This window comes from Ruegeria sp. BHSC029, assembly GCF_059613085.1.
Window position 1 is genome coordinate 558,893 of the sequence record NZ_JBXWRU010000004.1, and the last position, 15,693, is coordinate 574,585.

Below are 15,693 nucleotides of genomic sequence, written 5' to 3' on the forward strand. Positions count from 1 at the left end.
GACATGCAGGTTTCAGCACGCGAAGATATCCAGGCGCCGATCGATGCGGTGTTCGACATGGTCGCGGACTTCGAACGGTTCGAGCGCATGGCGATGCGCCGCGGTGCCGAGGTTCGACGCACTGTCGAAATGCCGGGCCACTGGGTCGGGTCGTGCTGGGAAGCCGATATCATGATCCGTGGCAAGCCACGCCACGTCGCGATCGAGGTGGCCGAGTTCGATCGCCCCACAGCCATGCGGTTTCAATCGACCAGCAAGGGGATGAACGGCCTGACCACGATTGATCTTCTGTCGCTGTCGCAAAAGCAGACGCGGCTGAGCATCGAGATGTCACTGGCGGCCAAGACCTTGCCTGCGCGTCTGCTTCTGCAGTCGTTGAAGCTGGGCAAGGCCAGATTCCGGCGCCAGTTCCAGATGCGACTGAGCGATTTTGCGCGCGAAATGGAAGAACGCTATCTGCACGGGGCTTGAGAGCCGGCGTTTGACTGGCGGTGAGCAGTCCCAAGCTGCCTGCGCGTGGGAGCAGACTAACCGCGTGGTCGAGCAGCGGGGTACACGCCCAGCACTTCCACATTCGTGGTGAAATGCTGCAGTTCATCCATCGCGAGCTGCACGTTGCGGTCTTCCGGGTGGCCGACGATGTCGGCGTAGAACTGAGTCGCCGTGAACGAGCCATCAACCATGTAGCTTTCCAGCTTGGTCATGTTGATGCCGTTGGTGGCAAAACCGCCCATGGCCTTGTACAGCGCCGCCGGAATGTTCCGGACCTGGAACACGAAGCTGGTGATCATCCCGTGCTCGCCACGGCGGCGGCGGTCGTCCTCGCGGGACATCACCAGAAAGCGGGTCGTGTTGTCGTCGCTGTCTTCGATGTGGCGCGCCAGCAGTTCAAGGCCATAGATTTCGCCAGCCAGTTCGCTGGCCAGGGCCGCCGAATGTTTCTCACCCGCTTCCGAGACCTCGCGCGCCGCGCGGGCGTTGTCAGGGCTGACCCGCCCGCGGATGCCGTGGGCCTTCAGGAAGTTTGCGCATTGCGGCAACAGCACCAGATGCGAATGGGCTTCGGTGATATCTTCGAGTTTTGCGCCCGGCACGCCCAGCAAGTTGATGTGAACCCGCACGAAGGCCTCGTCCACGATGTGCAGCCCGCTGTGCGGAAGAAGGCGGTGGATATCGGCCACTCGTCCATAGGTGCTGTTCTCGACCGGCAGCATGGCCAGATCGGCCTCGCCCGAGCGCACCGATTCGATCACGTCCTCGAATGTTCGGCAGGGTAGCGCCTCCATATCCGGACGCGCATTGCGACAGGCTTCGTGACTGTAGGCGCCGGGTTCCCCCTGAAAGGCGATGCGTTTGGTCATTTGGTCGATTCCGTGCAACAAGTTCCAGAATTGGGCGTTTCGTCGCGGTGTCTATACCTTGCCTCTTGCAAGGGGAAGCCTTAGACACCCCGAAGACAGCTGAAATGGACTCGCGATCAATGTTCGACACGATGACAGTTACCAAGGCCGCAGCCGGCCTGTTCGGTGCCTTCCTTGTACTCCTCCTGGCAAAATGGGGGGGCGATGTTCTCTACCATGTCGGCGGGCACGGCGAAGCCGCCTATGTTATTGAAACCGAAAGCTCGGGCGAAAGCGCTGACGGCGAAGAAGTGGTCTTTGCCGATCTGCTGGCCGCAGCTGACCCGGAAAAGGGCGCGAAGGTTTTCCGCAAGTGTTCGGCTTGCCACAAGCTGGAAGAAGGCGCCAATGGCACCGGTCCCTACCTGTATGGCGTCGTGGACCGCCCTGTGGCGGCGGCTGCGGGCTTCGGCTACTCGGCGGCGATGCAGTCGCATGGCGGCAACTGGACCCCGGAAGAGCTGGATGCGTTCATTGCAAACCCCAAAGGCTATATCCAAGGCACTTCGATGAGCTTTGCCGGTCTCAAAAAGGCTCAGGAACGCGCTGACCTGATCGCATACCTGCAGACGATTGGCGGCTGATCTGCCCATCCAAACACGGAAAAGCGAAAGCCGCTGCCATGTGCAGCGGCTTTTTTCGTCTGAGCAAAACTTCACAAAGCGCTCACGCATTCTAAACTTGCAAGTGTCAGTGCTGGGCTTTTAGCTTGCGCACAAGGACATGGACAGAAGACAACATCGAAGGATGACCCGTATGATTTCCCATCTGCCTGGCGCGCGCGAACAAGGTTTTCGTCATTGGGTCGCGGCATTGGGCATTTCGGCGGCGTTGGTTCTGGGGCAGGCGGGGCCAGTCCGGGCCGACGAGGACCAGATCATTCGCAGCCATGGCTACTCGTACTTCGGCAATCTCGACTACCCCGCCGACTACACGCACTTGAACTATGCCAACCCGGATGCACCCAAGGGCGGCGAGCTGTCATTGGCCGCATCGGGCACGTTTGATTCCCTGAATCCATATTCACGCAAAGGTCGCCCCGGAGCGTTGACGACACTGCAATACGATCGGCTGATGGACAGCACCGATGACAGTGTCGGCCAGTACTACGGCGTATTGGCTGAGAGCCTGGAGTATGACGCCGACCGCAACTGGGTCATTTTCCACCTGCGCCCCGAAGCGACCTTCTGGGATGGCACGCCCGTCACCGCCGAGGATGTGGTCTACAGCCACCGCCTGTTCATCGAACAGGGCCTGCCGTCATATGCGCAGGCCGTCGGGCGGATGGTGACCGGCGCCGAGGCGCTGGATACGCACACGGTCAAGTTCACGTTCAATCCCGAATTGACGGCCCGCAGCCGGATCGAAACCGTCGGCGCGACGCCCGTATTCTCGAAAGCGTGGTTCGAGGCAGACCCGTCCCGCCGTCTCGACGAGCCGCGCCTGGAAGTCGCCGTTGGATCTGGGCCTTACAAATTGGACAGCTACGATATCAACCGGCGCATCGTCTACAAACGCCGGGACGACTACTGGGGCAAGGACTTGCCGTTCAACAAGGGCCGGCACAACTACGATACCATCCGAGTCGAGTATTTCGCGGACCAGACAGCCGCCTTTGAAGGCTTCAAGGCAGGCGAATACACGCTGCGGATCGAAAGCGACCCCAAACTGTGGGCGACCGGCTATGACTTCCCCAAGTTGAAAGAGGGCTACGTCGTCAAGGACGCGATTGCGAATGGCAGCCCACCGACCCCGTCGGGCTTTGTGTTCAACCTCGCGCGTCCGCAATTCGCGGACAAGAATGTTCGAAAGGCACTGGCGCTGGCATTCAACTTTGAATGGGCCAATGAATCTCTGCTGTTCGGCCTGAACTCACCCCGCGATTCGTTCATCGAAGGCACACCGCTTGAAGCGATGGATACACCGCAGGGGGCAGAGCTGTCATTTCTGCAAGCTTTGGGCGACGTGGTTCCACCCGAGATGTTGACCGAACCGGTGACGACCGTTCACGAATCCAACCCGGCGCGCCTGAACGATCGGCGCAACCTGCGCAAAGCCTCGAAACTGTTGGACGAAGCCGGATGGCCCGTGGGCGACGGCAACTTGCGCCGCAATGCTCAGGGTCAGACCCTGCGGGTGAACATCCCCTATCCGTCCAACCTGCCGACATCGACGGCCACGATGATCGAGACCTTTGTCCAGAACCTTCAGGCGCTGGGCGTGGATGCTTCAGCCGAAAAGGTCGATCCGGCGCAGTACACCCTGCGCAGCCGCGAGCGTGACTATGACATGGTTTATTCGACACGCTATGGCGCGTTCCTGTCGACTGGCGGCGGCCTCAGTCAGATGTATGGCTCGAAAGAGGCCGAGTTCAGCCTGTTCAACCCGGCAGGCCTTGCCAGCCCGTTGGTGGACGCCATCATCGAGGCGTCTTTTGCGACCAACAATCAAACCGATCAGGATGCAGCGCTTATGGCCTTGGATCGCGCCTTGCGCTATGAGTTCTTCATCATACCGGATGGGTATATCGCGGAATACTGGACAGCCTACTACAACATGTACGAATACCCCGATCAGTTGCCGCCCTATGCGCTGGGATACCTTGATCTGTGGTGGATCAATCCCGAGAAGGAAGTGGCCCTGAAAGCAGAAGGCGCGCTGCGTTAACATGGGCGCATATATTCTTCGACGCCTGTTGCTGGTCATCCCGACCCTTCTGGGCATCATGATCGTCAACTTCACGCTGGTGCAGTTCGTACCCGGCGGTCCGGTCGAGCAGATCATCGCCCAGATCGAAGGGCAGGGCGATGTATTTGCGGGTTTTGCGGGGTCCGGTGACGCGGGCGCCGGGGCCGAACCCGGCGGTGGCGTTTTTGATGACAAATACGTGGGCGCCCGCGGGCTGCCGCCGGAATTCATCGCCGAACTGGAGAAGGAATTCGGCTTCGACAAGCCGCCGGTCGAGCGGTTCCTGAACATGATGGGCAACTATCTGACGCTGGATTTTGGCGAGAGCTACTTCCGCTCGGTCTCGGTGATCGACCTTGTGCTGGAAAAGATGCCGGTCTCGATCTCGCTGGGCCTGTGGTCGACGCTGATCGCCTATCTGGTCTCGATCCCGCTGGGCATCCGCAAGGCGGTCAAGGATGGTTCACGCTTTGACACATGGACCAGCGCGACCATCATCGTGGCCTATGCGATTCCCGGCTTCCTGTTCGCGATCCTGCTGCTGGTGCTGTTTGCGGGCGGCTCCTACTGGCAGATCTTCCCGCTGCGCGGGCTGACCTCGGACAATTGGGAAGACCTCAGCCTGCTGGGCAAAGTGGCCGACTATTTCTGGCACATCGCCCTGCCGACCATCGCACTGACGATTTCCGCTTTTGCCACGCTGACGCTGCTGACCAAGAATTCGTTTCTGGACGAGATCAAGAAACAATACGTCATGACCGCCCGCGCCAAGGGGCTGAGCGAGCAGCGCGTTCTGTACGGCCACGTATTCCGCAACGCGATGCTGATCGTGATCGCCGGTTTTCCGGCGGTGTTCATCGGCGTGTTCTTCGGCGGGTCGATCATCATCGAGACGATCTTCTCGCTGGACGGCTTGGGCCGTCTGGGCTTTGAGGCCGCGGTGGCGCGCGATTATCCGGTGATCTTCGGGACGCTGTTCATTTTCGGTCTGCTCGGTCTGGTCGTCGGCATCATCAGCGACCTGATGTATGTGCTGGTCGACCCGCGCATCGATTTCGAGAAACGCGAGGGGTAAATGGCACTTTCTCCTCTGAACCAGCGCCGCTGGCGCAATTTCTGCCGCAACCGCAGGGCCTTTTGGTCGCTGATCATCTTCTCAGTGCTGTTCGGCCTGTCGCTGTTCGCGGAATTCATCGCCAATGACAAACCGATCCTGGTGAAGTATCGGGGCGAGTTCTACACGCCCATCTTCAACTTCTACGCCGAGACCGAGTTCGGCGGCGACTTCCAGACCGAGGCGATCTATCGCGACCCCGAGGTCCGTTGCCTGATCGACAGCGGCGGGCTGGAAGACTGTTTCGACGACCCCGAAGGCATCATCGAGCAGATCGAGGCGGGGACGTTCCAGGCCGAAGGATTCGAGCGCGGCTGGGCGATCTGGCCGCCGATCCCCTATTCCTACAACACCAGCGTCGACCGTCCCGGTGCGGCGCCCCTGCCGCCCAACGGGCAGAACCTGCTGGGCACCGACGACACCAAACGCGACGTTCTGGCGCGCGTCATCTACGGATTCCGCCTGTCGATCCTGTTCACCCTGATCGTCACCGGCGCGGCCAGCCTGATCGGTATATTTGCCGGCGCGCTGCAGGGCTTTTTCGGCGGCTGGCTGGACCTGATCTTCCAGCGCATCATCGAGATCTGGTCGGCGACGCCCTCGCTTTACGTCATCATCATCATGTTCGCGGTGCTGGGGCGAAGTTTCTGGCTGCTGGTGTTCCTCATGATCCTGTTCTCTTGGACAGGTCTGGTGGGCGTGGTGCGGGCCGAGTTCCTGCGCGCCCGCAATCTGGAGTACGTGCGCGCGGCCAAGGCGCTGGGCGTGCGCAACCTGACCATCATGTTCCGCCACATGCTGCCCAACGCGATGGTGGCCACGCTGACCTTCATGCCCTTCATCGTGACCGGCACGATCGGGGGGCTGGCCAGCCTCGATTTTCTGGGCTTCGGTCTGCCGTCCTCGGCGCCCTCGCTGGGCGAGTTGACTCTGCAGGCCAAGCAGAACCTGCAGGCGCCATGGCTGGCCTTCACTGCCTTTTTCACCTTTGCCATCATGCTGTCGCTGCTGGTCTTCATCTTCGAAGGCGTGCGTGACGCGTTCGACCCGCGAAAGACCTTCTCATGAGCTTGCTGGATGTGAAAAACCTCAAGGTCTCGTTCCGTCAGGACGGGCAGGTGACCACGGCGGTTCGGGGCGTGTCGTTCCATGTCGATCGCGGGGAAACTGTGGCGCTGGTGGGCGAATCCGGGTCGGGAAAATCGGTCACCGCGCTGTCCACCGTGTCGCTGCTGGGCGACAGCGCGATCGTCGAAGGGTCGGTCACCTATGACGGGCAGGAGATGATTGGCGCATCCGAGCAGCGCCTGATGGAGGTGCGCGGCAACGACATCAGCTTCATCTTCCAGGAGCCGATGACCTCGCTGAACCCGCTGCACACGATCCAGAAGCAGATGGCGGAATCGCTGGCCCTGCACCAGGGTCTGACGGGCGACGCGGCGCGCGCCCGGATCGTCGAATTGTTGAACAAGGTCGGTATCCGCGACCCCGAGGAACGGCTGGACGCCTATCCCCATCAGCTGTCCGGCGGACAGCGGCAGCGGGTGATGATCGCCATGGCGCTGGCCAACAAGCCCGACATCCTGATCGCGGACGAGCCGACCACTGCGCTGGACGTGACGATTCAGGCGCAGATCCTCGAACTGCTGGCCGAACTGCAGAAATCGGAAAACATGGGGATGCTGTTCATCACCCATGATCTGGGCATCGTGCGACGCATCGCTGACCGGGTCTGCGTGATGAAGGATGGCGAGATCGTCGAGACCGGCCCCGTGGCCGAGATCTTCGACAACCCTCAGCACCCCTATACCCGCAAGCTGCTGGCGGCCGAACCCACGGGCATACCCGACCCGATCGACCCCGCCGCCGAAGAAGTGGCCCGGACCGAGCATCTGAAGGTCTGGTTTCCGATCCAGCGCGGGTTCCTGAAGCGCACGGTCGGCTATGTGAAGGCGGTGAACGACGCCACACTCAGCGTGCGGGCGGGCGAAACCGTTGGGATCGTGGGCGAAAGCGGCTCGGGCAAGACCACGCTGGCGCTGGCGATCATGCGGCTGATCGCCTCCGAGGGCGGGATCACCTTCCGCGGGCAGGATGTGCGCCGCTGGTCCACGCGCGAGCTGCGCCGCTTGCGCAAGGACATGCAGATCGTGTTTCAGGACCCGTTCGGCAGCCTCAGCCCGCGGATGACCTGCCAGCAGATCATTGCCGAGGGTCTGGCGATCCACAAGGTCGACCCGCACCGGGCCCCGCGCGAACTGGTGGCCGAGGTGATGACCGAGGTGGGCCTGGACCCGGCGGCCATGGACCGCTATCCGCACGAGTTTTCGGGCGGGCAACGCCAGCGCATCGCGATTGCCCGCGCCATGGTGCTGCGGCCCAAGCTGCTGGTGCTTGATGAACCGACCAGTGCGCTGGACATGACGGTGCAGGTGCAGATCGTCGAATTGCTGCGCGACCTGCAGAAGAAATACGGGCTGGCCTACCTGTTCATCAGCCACGACCTGAAGGTGGTGCGGGCGATGTCACACAAGGTGATCGTCATGCGCAACGGAGACGTGGTCGAGATGGGCGCTGCCGAAGATCTTTTCGTCAACGCCCAGGATGACTATACCCGCGAATTGATCGCTGCGGCAGGCTAGGCGTTGGCCGCTTCGCGCGCCGCCGATTTCGGCACCGGGCCGCGCAGCTCTTCATAGTGGTCGAACTGCAGCTTGACCCAGCCGGTGCCGCGTGTGGCGCTGGCCAGTGTGCGGTGTAGTTCGTCCTCGGCCACGGCGGGCAGTTGGGCGTTGAATATCTCCCAGCCCGGCGCGTTCGGGTTGCCCTCGAACCCGAGTACCTGCCCCTGAAGCGAGCTGATCGTGGGCACCAGATCGCCCACGAAGGCCGACGGAACATGGATCTCGGCGTTCAGGATCGGCTGCAAAACAACCGGCTTGGCCTGTGGCAAGGCTTCGCGCACGGCGTTCTTGCCTGCCGTCCGGAAGGCAAAATCGGAACTGTCTACGTTGTGATGCTTGCCGTCATGCAGGGTGACCTTCACATCCACCACCGGAAAGCCCTCGGGGCCCTGCGCCAATGCATCGACCGCGCCTTGTTCGACCGAGGGGATATAGTTCTTGGGCACGGCGCCGCCCTTGACCACCTCGTCGAATTGAAATCCCGATCCGCGCGGCAGCGGCGCGACCGAGATCACCACATCGGCGAACTGCCCCGCTCCGCCGGATTGCTTGCGGTGGCGGTGTCGGTGTTCGACCGTGGCGCGGATGGTCTCGCGATACGCGGTCTCGACCGGAGAGGTTTCGATCTCGATCCCGAAATCCTCGGCCAGCTTGGCGACCACCCGCCGCATGTGCTGCGGCCCTTGGGAACCGAGAACGGCGTGGCCGCTCAACTCGTCCTGTTCCAGCGTCAGGCCCGGGTCGATCTCGACCAGCCGGGACAGCGCGTTGGACAGGCGCACGTCGTCGCGTTCATGGGCCGGCGACACCACCTGCCGATAGGCGACCGGATGCGCCGTGGCCCAATCCGGCAGCGGCGTGGAGCCGCTGCTGTCATAGATATTGCCGGGGTTGAGGTGATCGGATTTCACCGCCAGCCCGATCTCGCCGGCCTTCAGCCCGTCGATTTGGGTCTTTGCGTCCAGCGCGGTCAGGTTGCCAACAGTTTCGCCGCCCAGCGGGTCATGCGCCTTGATCCCCTCGCCCAGCCCCCGCAGGACGATGATTTTGCCAATGTGCTTTTTGACGTCGGCGAACCCGGCGATGGCGCGGGCGGCCTCGGGCGCCGCGTCCCGGTCGGCGGCGATGTCGAATTCGGGCGCCTCGTGCCGCAGGGCCTTCATCAGGCGGGTCAGCCCGTTGCCATGGCTGGCTGCGCCCAGACAGGCCGGGATCAACTGATGGTTCTGCAGGACCTGCGCGGCCAGGTCATAGACCTCGGCGCTGGGCGGTTGCTTGTCCTCGATCAGCTGCTCAAGCAGGTGGTCGTCGAAATCCGACAAGGTTTCGAGCAGTTCGGTGCGGGCTTCGGCCTCGCGATCGGCCACCGATTGCGGCAGTTCGATCAGCGCCGAGGGCTGACCTTCCTGATATTTCCACGCGCGCTCCGAGATCAGGTCGACGGCGCCGACGATGGTTTCGCCTTCACGGATCGGCACCTGTCGCAGGGTGATGTGATGGCTGCAATAGGTCTGCAGCGCGGCGATGATGTCGCGGATGCGGCCGTTGGGGTTGTCCATCCGGTTGATGAACAGAAAGCAGGGAATGCCCGCCTCCTCGACCAGCCGCAGATAGGGGGCGCACAGAACCGCCGCGTCCGGGTCCGGCGGAACCACCACCACGGCCGCATCGGAAATGGCCATGGCGGGTCCGGCATAGGCCAGCGCATCGCCCCCGCCATCCACGTCGATCGCGCACCACGGTTCGTCCAGATAAGAAAAACCGTGCAGATGCACGGTTCCGGACAGGTCGAATGTGGTGGGCCGGCCATCAAGGCGACTGATGGCCTCGACCAGTGTTGTCTTGCCCGATTGGCTGGGGCCGAGGACGGTAAAAACGCGCATGGGTGCTGTCCCTTCGTCAAGTTGCAGAGTGGTTGCACGAAAGGAGCTGTCGAACGCGGATGCGCCGGCGAGTCTGTCTGAATGATGGCCTGCCTCGGCGTCGGGCGGCCTGCCGCCCGCCTTCCGAGTGTGGGGAAAACCCCCCGCGCGCGTCAACCCCCCGCTTTTTTGCATTGTGGCGACTGGCCGGCTTGCGGCCTGTCGCCCGTCGTCAGATCGCCGAACTGTGGCCTGCCTTGCTCAGGTCATAAGCGTCGAAGGTCCGGGCGATCATCCGAGCCAAGGCGCGCGCTTCGGGCGGGATGAACAGCCCGTCATCGGTGATTTGCAACAACCCGTCGAAGGCGTCATTGGCGCGCTGGTACATCGCCTTCAGCTCGGCCGCCGAGATGTCGTGGTCGCGCAGGATCTCGGCCGTTTCGATGCGGAAGTCGCACATCAGGGCCTCGATCAAGCGGGCGCGCAGAATGTCCTGATCCTTGAACAGATGCCCGCGCGAGGTCGAGAACCGGCCATCGCGCACCGCTTTGGTATGGGCCGACGTGGCCGGTGCATTCTGCGCATAGCCCTGCGGGAAGCGCGAGATCGAGCTGGCGCCGACGCCAATCAGAACCTCGGCCTGGTCGTCAGTATAGCCCTGGAAGTTGCGTTTCAGCCGCCCGGCCTTCAGCGCGTGGGTCAGCCCGTCATCCTTGGTGGCGAAATGATCGATGCCGATTTCTTCGTAATTGTCCCACAGGAACAGACGGCGCGCGGTGTCGAACAGATCAAGCCGCTGTTCCGGCGTCGGAAGGGCGTCGGACGGGATCAGCTGCTGGCGTTTCGCCATCCACGGCACATGCGCGTAGCCATACAGGGCCACCCGGTCGGGGTTGAGGGACAGCAACTTCTGCACGCTTTCGGTCATCCGCGCCTTGGTCTGGTGCGGCAGTCCGTACAGGATGTCGGCGTTCAGGCTGGGCACACCGCGCTCGCGGATCATGTCGATCGCCTCGCGGGTGGTGTCATAGCTCTGGATGCGCCCGATGGTCTTCTGGATCTCGTCGTCGAAATCCTGAACCCCGATCGAGGCGCGGTTCATCCCGGCTTCGGCCAGCGCATCCAGTCGAGCGGCATCCACCTCGTTGGGGTCGATCTCGACCGAGAATTCCGCGTTGGGTCCAAGTGGGACGATGCCCAGAATATGCGCAGCCAGTTCACGCATCAGGTCGGGGTTCAGCAGCGTGGGCGTACCCCCGCCCCAGTGCAGGCGCGACAGGGTCACCCCGCTGGGCAGGCGCGCGGCCAGCAAGTCCAGCTCGGCCTTGAGGACATCGACATAGGCGATGACGGGGTTGTCGGTCTGGGTGCCCTGAGTGCGGCAGGCGCAGAACCAGCACAGCCGGCGACAGAACGGCACATGGACATAGAGCGAGATCGAACTGCCCGGCCGGATGGCGGAAATCCAGTCGCTGAACATGTCGGGCCCCACGTCATTGCTGAAGTGGGGGGCGGTCGGATAGCTGGTATAACGCGGTACCTTCGCGTCAAATAGTCCGAGCTTTGCCAATTGAGGTTTTACTATCATGACGACACCGGTATAGGCTCGACGACCAGAAAACCTTGACCGAGATCAAGTGGACGCGCGCATGACACTTAATACCCTCGTTGACCACTCCAATTGCGAAGATTGCCCAATTCGGCATCGAGCCGTCTGCGCGCGCTGCGATGCGGACGAGTTGGTCGCGTTGGAAGAAATCAAGTATTACCGCAGCTTCGAGGCCGGTCAGACGATCATCTGGTCGGGCGATCAGATGAATTTCGTAGGCTCGGTTGTGTCCGGGATCGCGTCTCTGACCCAAACCATGGAGGACGGGCGCACCCAGATGGTGGGCCTGCTGCTGCCCAGCGACTTCGTAGGGCGGCCGGGGCGCGACTCGGCGCCTTATGACGTTCAAGCGACCACTGACGTGGTCATGTGCTGTTTCCGCAAGAAACCGTTCGAGGACCTCATGGGCAGCACGCCGCATATTGCCCACCGCTTGCTGCAGATGACGTTGGACGAGTTGGACGCGGCGCGTGAATGGATGCTTGTTCTTGGCCGCAAGACCGCGCGAGAGAAGATTGCCAGCCTGCTGTCGATCATCGCGCGCCGGGATGCGTCTGCCAGCCAGAAGGGCTCATCCGGCCCCATCGTCTTCGACCTGCCGCTGACCCGCGAGGCGATGGCCGACTACCTTGGTCTGACGCTCGAGACCGTCAGCCGTCAGATTTCTGCGCTGAAAAAGGATGAAGTGATCCTGCTGCAGGGCAAGCGCCACGTGACCGTTCCGGATATCGGCCGCCTGATGGAAGAGGCCGGGGATGATTCGGACGGTGGATTTCTGGTCTAAGCGGTTTTTCTGAGCCACTCGACGACGCGCCCGACCGGTGTCTGCGATCGGACGGCACGTGGCGACCACAGCTTGAGCCTGTCGGGAAGAGTGACCACCGTTTTGAACGGAGCCACCAGTCGACCGCTGTCCAGATGCGGCTGGACCAGCGCCCTGTGTCCCATCAACACACCCGCACCGTTCAGCGCTTCTTCGACAGCCAGCGCGTACAAAGAGAAGACCGGCCCGCGGGGTGTGAACGCCCATCCGGGTCGCGCCGCGGCCGCCCAGGTTTGCCAATCGTCGAACCAGGTAGAGTCGGACAAGCAGGTCACATTCGCCAAGTCCTCGGGCGTAGTCAGGCGATGCGCCAAGGCCGGCGCGCAAACCGGAAAGATGGCGTCTTCGGCGATGGGGTCCCCCAAGTCTCCGCCAAAAAACAGGTAGATGTCGAAGGGCGCGCGCTTGAGGTTGGGCGGGGTTTCCTCGGCCGTGAGTGAAACTTCGATCTCGGGCTCTGCAGCTCGCAGTTCGGGCAACCTTGGCGACAGCCACAGCTGTGCAATCGAGGGCAGCGTCACGATGTGCACCACCTGCGGCTGTGCTTGGGCGCGCATGGACAATGTGGCTTGTCCCAAGGTGTCGAAGGCCTTGGTCAGGTCCGGCAACGCCTTCTGTCCCAGCGCGGTCAGGGCAACGCCTCTTGCGGAGCGCTCGAAAAGGGGCGCACCGAGTTCGTCTTCCAACGTTTTGACATGGGCTGATACCGCGCCTGCGCTGACGCCAAGTTCCGTAGCCGCCGCCGAGAACCCGCCCAGGCGGGCTGCGGCCTCGAATGCACGCAGCGCGTTCAGAGGTAGGGGCTTGGGGCGCGGTGGAGCAACGGGCATGGATTTAGGCTCAATTTTTCTGACCCTAATTTTTCGCAAAACTGATTTGCGCGCAAGTCAGGATCTTTGCATCGTTGGCCGCAAAGACGGAGGATCAGATGCAGCACCTTGCTCACCGTGCCTGGGTTCCGGGCCACTGCGAAAACCTTGTTCAGACCATCGCCCGGAAGGTTGCCGACAGCAACTCGGAGGCGATCGAGGCCCGGATCGACGCGTTGATCGCGCGAAACTCGGATATTCATGATGCCGAGTGTTTCAATCTGAATCCGGCGACGAATGTCATGAATCCAAGGGCCGAGGCGGCACTGGCCGCGGGTCTGGGCAGTCGTCCATCTTTGGGCTATCCGGGCGACAAATACGAGATGGGTCTTGAGGCCATCGAGGAGATCGAGGTGATCGCGGCCGAGCTTGCGGCCCGCGTGTTCAACGCGCGATACGCCGAAATCCGGGTGGCATCCGGCGCTTTGGCCAATCTGTATGGCTTCATGGCTCTGACCCGGCCCGGCGATACGATCATCGCGCCTCCGGCAGCGATCGGCGGGCACGTGACCCACCATGAGGGTGGCTGCGCAGGGCTTTATGGTCTGCAAACGGTCAATGCACCAGTGGATGCGGACGGGTACAGTCTGGATCTGGCCGCTCTGCGCGACATGGCCAGAACGCACCGGCCCCGGTTGATTACCGTTGGTGGCTCGCTGAACCTGTTTCCGCATCCTGTGTCGGCCGTGCGCGAAATTGCCGACGAAATCGGGGCCAAGGTTCTATTCGATGCGGCCCACCAATGCGGGATCATTGCCAGCGGGGCTTGGGCGAACCCGTTGGATGAAGGCGCGCATCTGATGACGATGAGCACGTACAAAAGCCTCGGCGGCCCGGCGGGTGGGCTGATCGTCACCAACGACGCCGAAATCGCGGAACGGCTGGACGCCATCGCATTTCCTGGAATGACGGCCAATTTCGATGCTGCGAAATCCGCGGCTCTGGCAATCTCGTTGCTGGACTGGGTCGACTTCGGGCCAGCCTATGGGCAAGCGATGATCGATCTTGCGCAGGCAATGGCCAGCAAGATGGAAGATCAGGGATTGCCCGTGTTCAAAGGGGCTGGTGGAGCCACCACCTCGCACCAATTCGCGCTGAAGGCCGCCGACTATGGGGGCGGGCAGGCGGTGTCAAAACACCTGCGGCGGGCTGGGTTCCTGGCGTGTGGTATCGGTTTGCCGATCGCCTCGGTTGCGGGTGACATGAACGGATTGCGGATCGGAACGCCCGAATTGGTCCGGCGGGGCGTGACCCCCGAACATGCCGGAGAACTTGTGGCCCTGTTCGCCGAGGCGCTGTCGGCCGATGATCCCGCATCGGTCGCGCCCAAGGTGCGGGATCTGCGATCCGGGTTCCAGGGGATGCACTACGTTCGTGCGTGACCCAACGGCCCGGCCGTGTTCTAATGCCTTTGCGTGAAACAATATTCAGGAGCAAGGCATGGAATTCGGTAGCCTATTGGCAATGCTGTTTGTCGGCGCGATCGCGGGCTGGTTGTCGGGCAAGATCATGAAGGGCCGCGGCTTTGGCGTGATCGGGAACATCATCGTCGGGATCGTTGGCGCTTTTCTCGCCGGAACGATTTTTCCCGCACTCGGGTTTTCCGTCGGCGGCGGTATGATGTCGTCGATCTTCTTTGCAACGATCGGAGCCGTCATCCTTCTGTTCCTGATCGGTTTGGTCAAAAAGGTCTGACGAAAAACCGCCCCGGACGGGGCGGTTATTTTTTTGCCGTGCCCGCAGTTCAGTGGGCCAGGAAAACCGGAACCGAGGACTGTTCCAACATGTTCCGGGTCGCGCCACCCAGAATGGCCTCGCGGAACCGCGAGTGACCATAGGCGCCCATCACGATCATGTTGGCTTCGACGTCTGCGGCGTGACGATTCAGAATGTCGGATACACGCGTCATCGTCTTGCTCAGCACGTCGATTTCGCATTTCACGCCATGGCGGGACAGCATTTGCGACAGCATACCGCCCGGGTCCGAGCGATCAGGGCCGTGACGCGGCGGATCGATCACAACGATCCGGGTCAGTTCGGCCGCTCGCAGGAACGGCAGCGCACGCCGAATGGCATTCATCGCCTCGACACTCTCATTCCAGCCGATCAGCACTGTCCGAGGGCTGGCGAACGGTTTCGCGTCATCCGGGACCACCAGAACCGGGGCGTGACCCTCGAACATGGCGGCTTCGATGATCGGTTCGGCCTCGGCGCCGCGATCTTTGCCATAGGGCTGCGGCAGAACGACAAGGTCCGAGAAACGGGCCCGATGCGCGACGTGCCGACCCAGGTCGGCGATCTGCGCCACACCGTTTTCAGCGGACCAGCGTACGCCTGACTTGCCCAGGAAATCCTCGGCAAAGGCAAGCACTTCATCGGCCTCGGCATTTGCACGCTTCAAGGTCTCCTGAAGGATCAGGGCGTTTGCGCCCGCGTAGTAGTAGCCGGTCTGGCTACGGTCGACACCGAGGCACAGCGCTTCGGCATGGCCGTCCTGCGCTTCGGCCAAGGCGACCAACTGGGCCAGAGCCGGCTTGGCAAATTTGGTTTCCGTCATGACGGTGAGAAGAGATTTATAAGCCATTTCGACCTCGTGTTTCGGGTTCTGAAACCTGTGCGACCAGGTAACCCATTCATTTGCTTA

At 62.1% G+C, this 15,693-nt stretch carries 14 protein-coding genes; 9 read left to right on the forward strand and 5 right to left on the reverse strand.

Features of this window, described 5'->3' with window-relative positions:
* Positions 1 to 3 precede the first annotated feature (3 nt).
* Positions 4 to 471 carry an SRPBCC family protein gene (locus AC2FML_RS12840; protein ID WP_496734213.1) on the forward strand — a complete coding sequence of 156 codons (468 nt, stop codon included), beginning with the start codon at positions 4 to 6 and terminating at the stop codon, positions 469 to 471.
* A gap of 56 nt (positions 472 to 527) precedes the next feature.
* Here the strand turns inward: AC2FML_RS12840 and AC2FML_RS12845 are convergent, their stop codons facing one another.
* Positions 528 to 1,361 (reverse strand): prephenate dehydratase, encoded by an 834-nt coding sequence (locus AC2FML_RS12845; protein WP_170342378.1) that lies wholly within the window; start codon positions 1,359 to 1,361, stop codon positions 528 to 530.
* Positions 1,362 to 1,480: 119 nt separating this feature from the next.
* On the opposite strand from AC2FML_RS12845, the gene AC2FML_RS12850 reads away from it, so the two are divergent.
* The 5 genes from AC2FML_RS12850 (at position 1,481) to AC2FML_RS12870 (ending at position 7,844) form a co-directional block, all read left to right on the forward strand.
* Positions 1,481 to 1,984 (forward strand): c-type cytochrome, encoded by a 504-nt coding sequence (locus tag AC2FML_RS12850; RefSeq protein WP_170341467.1) that lies wholly within the window; start codon positions 1,481 to 1,483, stop codon positions 1,982 to 1,984.
* A 172-nt stretch (positions 1,985 to 2,156) separates the two neighbouring features.
* Positions 2,157 to 4,067: an extracellular solute-binding protein gene (locus AC2FML_RS12855; protein ID WP_170444421.1), complete on the forward strand. Its 1,911-nt coding sequence runs from the start codon at positions 2,157 to 2,159 to the stop codon at positions 4,065 to 4,067.
* Between the two features lies 1 nt (position 4,068).
* Positions 4,069 to 5,163, forward strand: coding sequence for a microcin C ABC transporter permease YejB (locus tag AC2FML_RS12860; RefSeq protein ID WP_170341405.1), 1,095 nt, complete (start codon positions 4,069 to 4,071; stop codon positions 5,161 to 5,163).
* A complete protein-coding gene (locus AC2FML_RS12865; RefSeq protein ID WP_496783435.1) occupies positions 5,164 to 6,270 on the forward strand; it encodes an ABC transporter permease in 1,107 nt (368 codons plus the stop codon).
* Positions 6,267 to 7,844 (forward strand): ABC transporter ATP-binding protein, encoded by a 1,578-nt coding sequence (locus tag AC2FML_RS12870; protein ID WP_170342383.1) that lies wholly within the window; start codon positions 6,267 to 6,269, stop codon positions 7,842 to 7,844. The genes AC2FML_RS12865 and AC2FML_RS12870 overlap by 4 nt, the downstream gene beginning before the upstream one ends.
* Here AC2FML_RS12870 and AC2FML_RS12875 read toward each other — a convergent pair.
* Entirely contained in the window at positions 7,841 to 9,769 is a 1,929-nt protein-coding gene (locus tag AC2FML_RS12875) for an elongation factor G (RefSeq protein WP_496783436.1), read from the reverse strand. The two genes, AC2FML_RS12870 and AC2FML_RS12875, sit on opposite strands and share 4 nt — an antisense overlap.
* A 211-nt stretch (positions 9,770 to 9,980) precedes the next feature.
* A complete protein-coding gene (gene hemN, locus AC2FML_RS12880) occupies positions 9,981 to 11,336 on the reverse strand; it encodes an oxygen-independent coproporphyrinogen III oxidase (protein WP_170434050.1) in 1,356 nt (451 codons plus the stop codon).
* A 61-nt stretch (positions 11,337 to 11,397) separates the two neighbouring features.
* Here hemN and fnrL point away from each other — a divergent pair, with 61 nt between their 5' ends.
* Positions 11,398 to 12,141, forward strand: a complete 744-nt coding sequence (gene fnrL, locus AC2FML_RS12885; RefSeq protein WP_170360914.1) for a transcriptional regulator FnrL — start codon at positions 11,398 to 11,400, stop codon at positions 12,139 to 12,141.
* Here fnrL and AC2FML_RS12890 read toward each other — a convergent pair.
* Positions 12,138 to 13,010, reverse strand: a complete 873-nt coding sequence (locus AC2FML_RS12890; protein WP_496783438.1) for a LysR family transcriptional regulator — start codon at positions 13,008 to 13,010, stop codon at positions 12,138 to 12,140. The genes fnrL and AC2FML_RS12890 overlap by 4 nt on opposite strands.
* 98 nt (positions 13,011 to 13,108) lie before the next feature.
* Here AC2FML_RS12890 and glyA point away from each other — a divergent pair, with 98 nt between their 5' ends.
* Together glyA and AC2FML_RS12900 are read left to right on the forward strand one after the other, a co-directional pair.
* Entirely contained in the window at positions 13,109 to 14,431 is a 1,323-nt protein-coding gene (gene glyA, locus AC2FML_RS12895) for a serine hydroxymethyltransferase (RefSeq protein WP_496783440.1), read from the forward strand.
* Between the two features lie 58 nt (positions 14,432 to 14,489).
* Positions 14,490 to 14,744, forward strand: a complete 255-nt coding sequence (locus AC2FML_RS12900; RefSeq protein ID WP_496783442.1) for a GlsB/YeaQ/YmgE family stress response membrane protein — start codon at positions 14,490 to 14,492, stop codon at positions 14,742 to 14,744.
* A gap of 49 nt (positions 14,745 to 14,793) precedes the next feature.
* On the opposite strand, the gene AC2FML_RS12905 is transcribed toward AC2FML_RS12900, so the two are convergent.
* Positions 14,794 to 15,633: a universal stress protein gene (locus AC2FML_RS12905; RefSeq protein ID WP_496783444.1), complete on the reverse strand. Its 840-nt coding sequence runs from the start codon at positions 15,631 to 15,633 to the stop codon at positions 14,794 to 14,796.
* Between the last annotated feature and the right edge of the window lie 60 nt (positions 15,634 to 15,693).